This is a genomic window from Paenibacillus sp. FSL L8-0435 (genome assembly GCF_037965655.1).
GTDB lineage: Bacteria > Bacillota > Bacilli > Paenibacillales > Paenibacillaceae > Paenibacillus.
On the sequence record NZ_CP150185.1, the window covers coordinates 6,479,658 to 6,491,694 of the forward strand.

8 protein-coding genes are annotated in these 12,037 nt (G+C 47.9%); 2 read left to right on the plus strand and 6 right to left on the minus strand.

What is annotated here, in order from left to right; all coding sequences use genetic code 11:
- Positions 1 to 139 precede the first annotated feature (139 nt).
- From NST33_RS28705 to NST33_RS28720, 4 genes are all read right to left on the minus strand, one after another.
- Complete coding sequence (locus tag NST33_RS28705; RefSeq protein ID WP_221825477.1) at positions 140 to 1,420, minus strand: extracellular solute-binding protein; 1,281 nt, start codon at positions 1,418 to 1,420, stop codon at positions 140 to 142.
- 147 nt (positions 1,421 to 1,567) lie between these two features.
- On the minus strand, positions 1,568 to 2,677 hold the full coding sequence (locus NST33_RS28710; protein WP_339305951.1) for a response regulator: 1,110 nt from the start codon (positions 2,675 to 2,677) through the stop codon (positions 1,568 to 1,570).
- Complete coding sequence (locus tag NST33_RS28715; RefSeq protein ID WP_339305953.1) at positions 2,674 to 4,464, minus strand: sensor histidine kinase; 1,791 nt, start codon at positions 4,462 to 4,464, stop codon at positions 2,674 to 2,676. The genes NST33_RS28710 and NST33_RS28715 overlap by 4 nt, the downstream gene beginning before the upstream one ends.
- 280 nt (positions 4,465 to 4,744) lie before the next feature.
- Entirely contained in the window at positions 4,745 to 6,748 is a 2,004-nt protein-coding gene (locus tag NST33_RS28720; protein WP_339305955.1) for a beta-galactosidase, read from the minus strand.
- A gap of 275 nt (positions 6,749 to 7,023) precedes the next feature.
- On the opposite strand from NST33_RS28720, the gene NST33_RS28725 reads away from it, so the two are divergent.
- Positions 7,024 to 7,968, plus strand: coding sequence for an AraC family transcriptional regulator (locus NST33_RS28725; protein WP_339305957.1), 945 nt, complete (start codon positions 7,024 to 7,026; stop codon positions 7,966 to 7,968).
- Here NST33_RS28725 and NST33_RS28730 read toward each other — a convergent pair.
- Positions 7,938 to 8,567: a molybdenum cofactor guanylyltransferase gene (locus NST33_RS28730; RefSeq protein ID WP_339305959.1), complete on the minus strand. Its 630-nt coding sequence runs from the start codon at positions 8,565 to 8,567 to the stop codon at positions 7,938 to 7,940. The two genes, NST33_RS28725 and NST33_RS28730, sit on opposite strands and share 31 nt — an antisense overlap.
- A gap of 161 nt (positions 8,568 to 8,728) precedes the next feature.
- On the opposite strand from NST33_RS28730, the gene NST33_RS28735 reads away from it, so the two are divergent.
- On the plus strand, positions 8,729 to 9,922 hold the full coding sequence (locus NST33_RS28735; protein ID WP_036667790.1) for an MFS transporter: 1,194 nt from the start codon (positions 8,729 to 8,731) through the stop codon (positions 9,920 to 9,922).
- A 346-nt stretch (positions 9,923 to 10,268) separates the two neighbouring features.
- Here NST33_RS28735 and NST33_RS28740 read toward each other — a convergent pair whose 3' ends face one another.
- Entirely contained in the window at positions 10,269 to 12,002 is a 1,734-nt protein-coding gene (locus tag NST33_RS28740; RefSeq protein WP_339305961.1) for a glutamine--tRNA ligase/YqeY domain fusion protein, read from the minus strand.
- Between the last annotated feature and the right edge of the window lie 35 nt (positions 12,003 to 12,037).

Consider the following 12,037-nt stretch of genomic DNA (forward strand, 5'->3'; position numbering starts at 1 on the left):
CGAAGAACGTTCTGCCTGCCATATCATCTGCTTGGAGACTGTAACGAAATAAAGTACCGCTCATTTGTTGATTACACTCCCAAACCCATTGAGATTTTGTCAACAAAACAAAAGCAGGTACTCCATTCCTCACAGCTCCTTACTTGTTGACTTTGTTGTAGGATTTCCACGCCTTGTCGAGCGCATCGATAACCTGCTGTTGATTTAATTGCCCAGAGTAGTAGCCTTGCAACGCTTTGCCTGACTCGTCTTTCACCGCTTGAGGGAGGGATGGGTCCTCATATGCTTTACCTTCACTCACATATTTCTGAGCATCGTCTACCCACGGGAAGCTCTTGAAGTCATGGATCTTGGCAATCGGATTGAACTTGAGTGCTTCGAAGAATGCACTTGAATCCTTGTCATCGAGAATGTAGTTCACGAAATCGAGTGCCACTTCTTTGTTTTTGCTAGATGACGATACTGCCAGTGAAGTGGAGGTACTCAGATTGATTTTGGTATCATCCGGATTGTCATTAATCGGCATTGGTGCTACACCAAAGTTCAAGTCCGGGTTGGACTTCAGAATGGTTTCGGCAAACCATGGTCCCTGAATCCACATCGCGGCGCTTCCTGATGCGAAGGCTGCTGAACCATCATCTCCGCCCACTTCCAGCGCTTTGTCCGTTCCATTGGCATTGACGAGATCGAAGATATCAAACAATGCTTTCATATCGGAGAAGGAGCCCTGATCCTGATTCATCTTCTCCACGAAGTCTTTGTGCTCAGACTGAGTTAATGCACCCACGGTAAGTGGCAGGAATAATTGCGGAATCCAGGCTTCTTTGTAGGATAGTTCAAACGGTGTAATGTTGGCTGCTTTGAGTTTCTCCACGACCGCTTTCATTTCCGTTAAAGTCGTTGGCACTTCCAGCCCTTGCTCTTCGAAAATATCTTTATTGTACAGATAGCCCCATGATACTGTTTCCAATGGAACAGCTACGATTTTGCCCTCCGCATCCGTTATGGAAGGTTTAACCGAATCCAGCAGCTTATCGACAAAAGGTTGGCCCGACAGGTCTTCCAGATAACCCGCTTTGCTGAATGGTGGAATCTCATTGACTGCATGCAGGGCGAACACATCCGGTGCATCATTGGAGGCGAGACGAGTCTTCAGAATCTGAGGGGCATTGTCCGCTGGCGGCATCTCCAGTTGCACGTTCACCTCAATGTTTTTTTCTGCTTTCTCCTTGGCTTTGAACTGTTCTATATATTTATCGTAATGTTCTTTCAGCCGAGGTTGTGCAACGAATACTTTGAGTGATACCGTGCTGCCTGATGCCGATTCCTCCTGCCCATTGTCCGTTCCTGCATTGGAACCGCAACCTGCGAGCAGAACACTGACCAGTACCGCACTTGCTACACTTTTCCATACTTTCATCTCTTATGACCTCCCGGTGTGTAACTGGTTTGTCTTTCATAGGCTCATTATATATCAGAGGATGAAAGCGCTTCATTGGACAAAATTAGACTTGTGTATTGGATTATTTTAAACCTTAATCCTGCCGCAAATGCTCTCTCGAACGACTCATTCCGTGCTGCTGCTTGAATTGCCTGACATACGAGGTTGTCCCTTCCGCATCTCCCCAGGAGATACTCCGAAATGCTTTTTGAAAACCCGATAGAAGTAGGACACATCTTCATAACCCGCCATCTCGGCAACATGCTTGAACGGAATCTGTTCGTCCATCACCCACTCTTTCGCTCTCGTCATACGTAATTGGACAACATAGTCGGTCACGTTCACCTCATACTCCTTCTTGAATACCTTGCTGAGATATTCCTTGCTGACAAAAAAGATCTGGGCGAGCTGCTCCAGCGTAATCATCTCCATACAGTGCTGCTCCATGTATTGCTTCACCTCGTCCAGGTTCAGCTTGTTCTTGAACTTACGCTGCGCAATGAGCTGCTCCAAAGCCTGATAGTACGGAGTCGAAATCCATGTGATCGTGGATTCGATGGAAGCCAGCGCTGTTGAAGGAGGTAGCGCCGTTGCTTCGGGCCGTTCGTACAAGCCATTGGAGACGCATAGTTCATCCAACAAAGCCTGTAATTCATAGGCTACCCTTCCAAGCTGCCGAGGTCTGTTAATCTCGCATCGTTCCAGCTTCTGCTGCAATTGCTGGAACCACTCCCGCAGACCCTGAACATTCAGGTCATTAAACCGCAAACGAGCCTGCTGCTGAAACAGGGAGAACTCACCAGCAAACGCAGAGGGATACGATTCCCATGATTCAGGCGCAGATTCCACCTTTTCCAATTCTTTTGCACATTTGGCAAGTACACCATTCAGTTCATCCGGATTCACCGGTTTGAGCAGATAATCTGCAGCCCGATGGCGAATCGCATGTTTGGCATAATTGAAGTCATCATATCCGCTCACCACGATCACCTTGATCTGAGGGTATTGTCCGCTCAACGTCTGTAACAGCTCCACACCGTCTGTGCCGGGCATGCGCATGTCCGTAATGATAATGTGAGGCTGAAGCTGCTCGACCAGTTGTATGGCCTGCTCACCATCCTCTGCCTCACCTGCAACGGTCATGCCGAGTTCATTCCAATCTCCCAGGTTGCGCAGAATATCCCGGTTCCACGGTTCATCATCTACCAGCAGCACTCTGTACAGTTCCTTGTTCACAAGGCTTCGCCTCCTGTATTGCAGGGGATTCGTACCGTAACGCTTGTCCCCTGTCCATATTCACTTTCCATGCTCATCCCGTACTCAGGTCCAAAATGCATTATAATTCGCGAGGCCGCATTGACCAGTCCAATACTTGTACCTGAACTCCACACCCGATCTGCCTGCCGGGTAAGCCGCTCCAGTCTGGACTGCATCTCCATTAGTTTCTCAGCATCCATACCCATACCGTTATCACGAATTCGAATGGTTACATCTGTAGGTTCACAGACGACCTCAATGCCCAGCTTCCACTCGCCCTGTTTCTTCTCCAGACCATGCAAAAATGCATTCTCCACAATGGGTTGCAAAGACAACTTGGGGATATAACACGCCCGAATTTCTCCGGTAATCTCCAGTGTATATTCAAGCCTGCCGGCAAAACGTTGCTTCTGAATCAGCATATAATGCTCCAACTGATCGAGTTCAGCCTGTAGAGGGACAAGTCCATCCGGCGCTCGCACAATATAACGAAACATCTCGCTCAAGGCTCGAATGACCTTGTAACTGTCTGCCGGTTTTTGCGAGTAGACCATGCCGCCAATCATCTGCAACGTATTTTGCAGGAAATGCGGATGGATCTGAGATTGCAGTGCTTTGAGCTCGGCCGTCTGCTTCTCCAGATTCATCAGGTAGTTGTCGCGAATATGTTCCCGAATACGACTAGCCATGCCGTGCAGATTTTTCTCCAGCAGACCAATCTCATCTACCCGACCGCTTCGCACCACTTCCCTGTCCTTGATCAGTTGAATACCCTTCATGGAATTTGCCAATCTGACAATGGGCTTCGATGTACGCCAGGCTACGAGCGCAGCTAGTCCTACAGATATGACAGTGGCCAGGCCACCCACAACCAATCCGTATTTCATCGTTTCCAAGGCACTTTCGTTAATAACATGGGCAGGTACAATCTTGATCACACGCAGTCCTGACGGCTCAATGGAATGAAAGAATACGTACTCCTTGGCTGTACGGATAAACCCCGAACTTTCTTTTGTGCCAGCCAATTTCTCCAGTGCTTCCGCTGAAGGCTGAATCTCTTGGTTTGGCTGATAGACCGGACTGCCCGTACTGTCAGCAATGTATACCGCATAGTCTCCCCGGCTATCCAGCAGCTCCAGGGTCTGGTTGAACTCAGCCCACTTGACCTCCAGACTGATGGCGCCGATCTGTGCCTGATCCTCGAAGCGGTTCATGCTGCGGGTCATATGGAACTTTTGCGGATCGTCCGGATCATTGATAATTGTAAAATCTTTATGTTGTGCAAAAAGCTCATGATATCCTTCCGGTATTTCCGATACCGCTTTGATGCGAGAATCCATGGAGTTGAAGGTGAACAGGGTGTCCAATTCCTTCAGATAGAGTTCAACACCAAATACATAAATACCCGCCGAATAGTATACACTGTTGAGCATATTGAACATGGCCTTCTGTTCATCGAATCGGCTGGCTGCCGGCGCTTCCTCGTTCAATGCCAGATATTGATGCAATTCGTCACTGATCTGAATCGAATAAATAATATTGTTCATGCGGGCGAACTGTTCACCCAGATAGATGGAGGCCCAGTTCATATTGGCTCGGTTGGTCTCCATAATCTCCTCTTCCATGGAAGAGCGGGTATTCTCAGCTGCCATAGCGGTCATGGCAATGACGGGCACAACGGCCAGCAGCGTCATGGTAAGAATCAATTTATTGCGAATGCTGCGTTTGAAAGGATCTATCAGCTTCCGATAACATTCGGTAAACACAGCGCATCCACTCCTGAGCTAAAATAGATAAACGCCCCAGCATGGAAGCCGAGGGCGCTTTGGTCTTTATATTCGTTTGGAAATGTTACAACTAATGCTATTTACACGGACACTTCGATGACAGAACAACCTTCGATCGCTGTTATCCCCAGATTTTTTCTGATTCCCTTTTTGAAAAGGGAAAATCCGGGGATAAAGGCGCACGCTTCGCTTCGTTAGGTTATTTCTGTCATCTCCGTTTTTGTGTAAATTTATAGTTCAACATCCATTGCCTACTCTATTATTGTTCGATAATCCGTATGCCCCATGGTTCCAACTCGATCTTCTCTCCTTCAGCAATAGGGGTTCCGGCCAGAAGTTCAGTCCCTTCTCCATAAGCATTCACGAAGGATGTGGCCTCATCCGCATAATTGAAATAATAGCGAATCGTGTTCCCTTGATCGTTCACACCTGTCTTCACAATGACAGGAAAAGCCAGCTCCTGATCAGCTCCCCATACACCCGCTTCCTTCATGACACGTTCCAACACCTTACGGATCACCGCAGAACTGGTATAACAGCCGACATAGGTTGCTTTGCCTTTTCCATAGGCATTCTGGGTAATTGCCGCATACTCACCCCAATGTGGATGATCATACCAAGCGAGTACTTCAGCCGTTGTCGGCGTAATCAGTTCCATCCAGGTGTGGACCTGGTTCTGCTCTTCACCAACTCCAAATGGATCATCGCGCAGCGAAACATGTTTTGGCTCTACAAATAGGTTGTAGCTGATCCCGCATGCCTCACTAATTAAGCCGGGCTGGCGGGTAGAGCGTACCTTGATATGCTCATTTGTGAATCCGCTTTTGAACGAGTAGACGATATGTCCGCCATCCTGTACGAATTGATTCAATTTTTCCAGCAATGCATCCGAAGCAGCATACAGAGCAGGTACAACGAGCACGTCATACTCCGCATAACTCTCAACCGATGGGTCGATGAGGTCACAGCTAATGTTCATCTTGTACAATTCATCGTACATCCAGCGCACCACGTCATTGTAGTTCTTGTCACTGGTGAAGTTAAAACCAAACCATTTGATGGATGTCAGAGCCTCATTGCTAAAAAGCACTGCCACCCGATTCTTTTTCTTCAGATTCACAAGCTGAGGACTCAGTCTTGCAAAATCCCTACCAATGGTCTTCGCTTCGTTGTACACCGGATTCGGTTCGAAATCATGACTGAGCAATCCTTTCCAATACGTCTCAAACGAATTGTGCAACGAATGCCAGTGCCAGTAAGCGACCATGTTCGCCCCTGATGCCAGATGACTGAATGCCTGCAAACGCAGTTGTCCCGGATACGGAACCCAATGCCAGAACGCCTGCGCTTCGGTCTCCAGTACCAGATAGTTCGATTGTTTGGTCGAACGCGCCACATCCCCGCCGAATGAAATTTCAATGCCTGTCAGATCATCCTGGGAAGGATGGTAGATGTCCACACTGGTGATGTCAAAAGGTTTCGATGCGGCAAAATGATCCACATCCCCTTGAATGCCGTAGGAATATCCACGCCAATCGAAGTCGAAGTTCTGGGTAACAAACTGTCCTGCCTGTTTGTATTCATTCACGATCCCCACTTGCCAAGCCAAAAAGTTGGTTACCAGCTGCCGCTGGAACTTGGCAAATTCAGCGCCCAGACTGCCGTTGATCGTTCCTACCACAGACGGGAAGTCCTCCCAGCTATTGATTCGATTGCTCCAGTAGTCGAGACCAAATTCCTTGTTAAGCTCTTCCAGAGAACTGAACTTGTTCCGCATATATTTGACGAATTGCAGTTGCACATTATCTCCGGCCGTATTGTAATGCTTTGTCTCGTTATCTGTCTGATAACCGATAACCGCTGGATGTGTGCTTACCCGAGAGATTAGCTTCCGGATGATCCGTTCGGCATAGAATAGATAGGTTGGGTGTGTAATATCCATGATCTGTCTTGCGCCGTATTTACCAGGTCCCTGAGAGGTGGTAGCCAGCACGTCCGGATGTTCCTTGACCATCCATGTTGGAACAGCATACGTTGGTGTCCCGACGATAACCTGAATTCCCGCTTCATGCATGGCATCCAGCACACGGTCTACGGAAGAAAAGTCAAATACGCCATTCTGCGGTTCATGGGTACTCCAGGTGGATTCTGCAATACGGACCACGTTGATGCCTGCATCCTTCATCATCTGAATGTCCTTGTCCAATCTTTCGTAAGGCATATATTCATCATAGTAAGCTACGCCATATAATAATTTGTCCATGATTTAATCTCCTTTTTAGGTGGAAAATATAATGTTCTTGACGTGTGCAAGAGTTGACATATTCCAATCCGTAATGGTAGCGTTTACATTATTATAGGTCGAAGAACTTGGATTGTTCAGCAACCACTTCAAACGCTGATGCGTTGCATGGATCATCCATCCTTGCGTTAAACTGATTATAATGAAGTATACTACGGGTGCCGATTGTATAAGGCAAGTTGTTTTTACCCTTTTCCGAGGTGAATATGATGGATATCCGATCACAGCTCCGAGAAATGCCTCACCATACGCTGGCCCACTGGCTGCCTATTATCGACTGTAACATCAAATTCTATGGTGCTCACAGCCAACAAGTACCCTGTGGATGGGCGATGCCGGAGGAATCACATCCGGGCTTTGAGATTATGTTGATCATCGAAGGTACGCAGGAGAGTGTGATTCATGGTTATACCTATACCGTGGAGGAAGGTTCCATTCTTCTCATTCCTCCCGGGTTCAAACATACAAATCAATGTGTATCCACGGAAGGCATGACTTATTTTAGCGCTCACTTTAATGTGGATGATCCGGTCTTCACCCTGAAGCTGATGTCACAGCACAGCCGAATCTACGCAGCAGGTACGGCAGATAATAGGAAGATGCGCGTTGTGCTGGAGAGTTGGATGGGGATGATTAACATATCTGAGGCCTACACGTCCACTGACAAAATGATCATGCAGGCACGCATGTTTGAACTGTTCGCCCTGTTGTCCCAAGCCGCTGACCATGAACCGGAGTCCACCACTTCCGTTGCTGCTTCACATGCACCAGCTCCAACAGCCATGCATTATGCGGGAGCTATAGCAGAGGCAATCAAGCAGGCATTCCATGCCCAGCTTCGAACCAAGGAAAGCAGTGTATCCACGGTCAAAGTAGAGCAGATTATATCCTCGTTTGGCATCAGCCCGGGATATGGTCTACAGGTCTTTCGCAAGGTGTACGGGCGTTCGCCCAGGGCTTACCTGTCCAGCTTGAAGTTGCAGGAGGCCAAAGTATTGATCGAACAGCCAGAGCTGTCGCTCGGGGAAATTGCGTGGAAGCTCGGTTACACCCATCTGTCCCATTTCAGCAGACAATTCAAACGCTGGACAGGCCAAAGCCCGCTTCAATATCGCAATCATCATGCAGAATCATCAGGTGATCCTGTATCTTACAGATCTGAATCGAGTCCAGAATCTTGATTACGGATACGTTCGTACTCTTCCGGCGTGTTCATATTACTCATTTGCATCGCTACTTGATGAACGCCCGCTCTCTCAAGCTCTTCTGCTTCGACATAACAGCAACCGATCTCTTCAAGCCATCGCATAACTCGAAGATGATCCTGTATCAGGCGCTGCTCCAGATCAGGGAGCACTCGTATGTGATAAGCCCCTGCAAGAGGGTGGACATGTCCATCCACGCGTGGAACGATAGCAGAATAAGAGTTATGCGATTCGACCAGTTTTTTTATTCCATCAAAGAAAGACGTTTGCAGGAGCGGCATATCGCAGGCGCATACCAGATTCCAGTCTGTATCGGAAGCTTCCAGCGCCGCGTGGAGACCGGCGAGTGGCCCCTTCCCCGGATAGTGATCCTGAACGCAGTCGTAGCCCATTGCACCGTAGGTTGTCACATTGGGTCCGGCAGCCACGATGATACGGGATACGGCGGGTCTCATCGCCTTCGTGACATGTTGCAGTACTAGGGAACCGTTCAGTTCCAGCATGGCCTTGTTGGTCCCCATGCGGCTGGATAAACCTCCTGCCAATATGATGCCTGTCCATTCCCTCGTGTTCATGTCGTTATCCTCCTCTGATCACGATATGTGTATGACTGCATCAATTTCAAAACGTTCGCTATGCATTGAATCCCCTTTCAACAAATGATACATTGAACAATATGCATTTGAAAGGAATGGCTTAATTGGACAGACCTGCACCTTCAAGAGGCAATCCCTCATTGGTTTCTCTGAAACTATATAACTTTTTCATATATGGAGCTATCTCGATCTTCGCCGGATTCCTGCAACTTTACCTGCAAGAGATTGGCATGACCAAACTGGAGATTGGCAGTCTCATGGCGATTGGACCTTTTGTATCCTTGTTTGCCAACCCGTTCTGGGGTTTCTGGAGCGATAAATCTCGCAACATTCGCATCATTCTGATGATTATGATGGGAGGTACATTTGTGCTCGCCCAGGGTGTGTTCTATGCGCCCACTTATACATGGATCTATGTAGCCATGATTTTCTTTTATTTTTTTCAAAGTCCATTATTTGCTCAAACGAACAGTCTGATTCTCGGATATATCGATGGTACAACCCAAAAATTCGGGTCATTCCGGCTCTGGGGTTCACTCGGTTGGGCACTGACTGCCGTCGCAGCCGGACCGCTCATTGACCGTTTTGGCATCGGCAGTGTATCCATTATATTTGCATGCATGATTGCCACCGCCTTTGTATTATCCGTATTTCTACCCAGACAGCCGATCGCTTCGGATACACCCGTGGTTACTTTTCGGCGGTTTGGCAAAGTCATGTTTAATCCGTATTTTATGGCATTTATCGGCCTGGGTGTGCTCGTATCGGTGCCTAATGCAATGAACAGTACGTTTATGTCACTATATATTGTAGAAATGGGTGGTGACAAACAGATGGTCGGCTGGGCCATCTTCACCTCATCCATTCTCGAAGTCGGCGTATTCCTGCTGCTCGACCGCTTGCTCAAACGCAAAATGAGCATGCTCTTGGCATCTCTCATTCTGATCAGTGTGCTGTTTGCACTGCGCTGGCAGCTCATGGCACTGGCTAACAACCCGCTGGAGATTGTATTCATTCAGTTGATGCACTCCATTACGTTTGGTGGGTACTTCTATGTGGGTACGCAGCTGACCATGCTGTTTATTCCAAGACCTTATCGTTCCTCCGGTCAAGCGGTATATACAATGGCCTGGGGCGGTCTCTCCGGCGTCATTGCCGGTCTGTTCGGCGGCTGGTTGTTCCAGAGCTTCGGTGCGGAAATCATGTATAGCATTGGCGTATTCTTCTCGCTCATCGGCGCTGTTGGATTTAGCATCATGTGGTTATCGAATCGACGTAACGGCTATCAGCCAGTTGTATTGACGGAGATGGGCAATATGGATGAGGACCGATAATCTTTTGTTAGAAAGAGTTGAGAGATCGTTTTACACAAGAGCACTACGATGACAGAATACCCTTCCGATCGCTGTTATCCCCGGATTTTTTGATTCCCTTTTCAAAGGGTAAAATCCGGGGATAAAGGCGAACGCTCTGCTTCTTCAGGTTATTTCTGTCCTCTCCGTTATCGTGTAAATAAACCGTTCAAACATTCAGACAAAAGATTAAGCATAGGTGTAGTAAAGAGAAAGGCGTCTCCATGGGTTGTTGCCATGGAGACGCCTTTTACATTTATAAATTTAAATCTACAAGTTAAGCTTATAGCTCTAACTTGTAGACTTAATCCTACGCCTTGACTTTACCTTATGCCTTTGGCAGTTGGAACGAGCTTTTCAGGGATACGACCCGGTTAAATACCGGACGACCTGGCTCGGAGTGTTTTGGATCTACACTGAAGTAACCATGACGGAAGAATTGGAATTTATCCTGAGCGTTTGCTTCCTTCATCTCTTGCTCCACATACCCATTAACAATCTCAAGGGAGTTCGGATTCAGTTGATCCAGGAACGTTTTCTCCGGTTGCTCTTCCACAACCTCAGTTTCTGCCCCGGCTACAGCCACTTCCACCTCTGCTTCCGGTGCTTCATCCAGAATCAACGGCTCGTACAGACGGAATTCAGCAGGTACCGCTTGAGTCGCTTCTACCCAGTGGATTGTTCCTTTGACTTTACGACCAGTGAAGCCACTGCCGCTCTTTGTCTCCACATCATAGGTACAATGAATCTCGGTTACATTACCTTCTGCGTCTTTGATCACATCGTTACATTTGATGAAGTATGCATGTTTCAGACGAACTTCGTTGCCAGGGAACAAACGGAAATATTTGTTCGGCGGATTCTCCATGAAATCGTCTTGTTCAATATAAATCTCACGGGAGAACGGAATTTGGCGATTACCCATCTCCGGGTTCTCCACATTGTTCTCTGCTTCAAGCCATTCCACTTGCCCCTCAGGGTAGTTGGTAATAACCACTTTGAGCGGGTGCAGGACAGCCATCGTGCGTGGAGCTTTCAGTTTCAAGTCTTCACGTACAAAGTGCTCCAGCGTTTGCAGGTCGATAACTCCATAGTTTTTGGAAATGCCTGTCTCATATACAAAATCACGAATAGCTTCCGGTGTATAACCCCGGCGGCGCAGACCCGAAATTGTTGGCATACGTGGATCATCCCATCCATCCACATGTCCTTCATCTACGAGCAGTTTCAGTTTCCGCTTGCTTGTTACCATCTGGGACAGATTCAGGCGACCAAATTCATATTGATGCGGTTTGTTCTCCATCTCACACTCGGCAATAACCCAATCGTAGAATGGACGTTGATCCTCGAACTCCAAGGAGCAGAGGGAATGCGTTACACCTTCAATTGCATCTTCGAGCGGGTGAGCAAAGGCGTACATCGGATAGATACACCATTTGTCGCCCGTGTTATGATGGTGTGCATGTGAAATCCGGTAAATAACCGGATCGCGTAGATTGATATTCGGTGCAGACATATCGATCTTGGCACGCAGCACTTTCTCTCCGTTCTTGAATTCGCCTGCACGCATACGTGTGAACAGGTCGAGATTCTCTTCCACCGAACGATCACGGTACGGGCTGTTCTTGCCCGGCTCCGTCAGCGTTCCGCGCATTGCACGGATTTCGTCGGCACTTTGGTCGTCGATGTAGGCTTTTCCTTTTTTAATCAACAAGACAGCACGGTTGTACATCTCGTCAAAATAATCCGAGGCAAAACGTTTTTCGTTCCACTCGTATCCGAGCCATTTCACGTCTTCCTGAATCGATTGAACGTACTCAACATCTTCCTTGACCGGGTTCGTGTCATCAAAGCGCAGGTTCGTTTTGCCGCCAAATTCGCCGCCCAGCGTAAAGTTAATCCAGATCGCCTTGGCATGGCCGATATGCAGATAACCGTTCGGTTCCGGAGGAAAACGGGTAATAACTTCCTGGACTTTCCCAGACCGGAGATCTTCGGTAATAATATTTTTGATAAAGTTAGGTGGGGTTGTACGATTGTCCACAGGTATCAAACCTTTCATGAATGGATTGGAGCCTTCGGGAATTGCAGCAATTC